Below are 668 nucleotides of genomic sequence, written 5' to 3'. Positions count from 1 at the left end.
GTACGGGCGGGAGTGCCTTGCGGGGGGTGTGGTTCTTCGGCTTCTTCGGTGTTGCCGAGGCGTGGGGGTCCCTACGGCCGCTGCCGGGCTGGTTGCACGAGATCGTGCGGGTGACGATGCGGCCGTCGGGGATGCGGTGGCGTTCGCGGCGGAGATAGCCGTGGGTCTCCAACTCCCGTAGCGCGGCGGCGATTCGGTCCCTGCCCTCCGGGAAGCGGGCCGCGAGGGTCTTGATGTCGACGCGGGAGTCCGCGGGCAGGGACTGGATGTGGACGCCGAGTCCGATTGCCAGGGCCGACAGCTCCGGGTGCTGGGCGAGGTGGTTGCCGATCACCGTGAAGCGGGTGGTGTGGCGGGCGTTGTCGTGTGTGAGGCCGCCGTGACCGTGACTGTTGGGCCGCCGGTTCGGGTGGTTCGTGTGAGCGTTGGCGGTGTGCCGGGACTGGGCGCGCGGGGGCGCGGTAATGTCGTACGTATCCATCGGGAAGGGTTCGTCTTCCTAGGTGGTCAGGCCCTCGCCTTGGGATTGCCGTCCCGGCGAGGGCCGTCGTATGTCTGCGGTTGTTTGCGCTGAGCGTAGATCACGCAACCTGCCCGGAATCCAGCCCAGTTGATGATGTTCACCCGGATGGGCGAATGGGTGAATGGCGGGCCCGGCTGCCGGGAGG

Annotated in this window: 1 pseudogene; it reads right to left on the bottom strand. The window is 68.6% G+C overall.

The window, feature by feature from the left end:
* Window positions 1–481 (bottom strand): annotated as a pseudogene (locus tag AC31A1_RS52255) (helix-turn-helix domain-containing protein); the annotation flags it as partial.
* Between the last annotated feature and the right edge of the window lie 187 nt (window positions 482–668).

It is taken from the genome of Streptomyces sp. P5F9, from assembly GCF_057961495.1.
The sequence above is the reverse complement of the archived record's forward strand: the minus strand, read 5'-3'. Positions and strand labels throughout refer to the sequence as shown.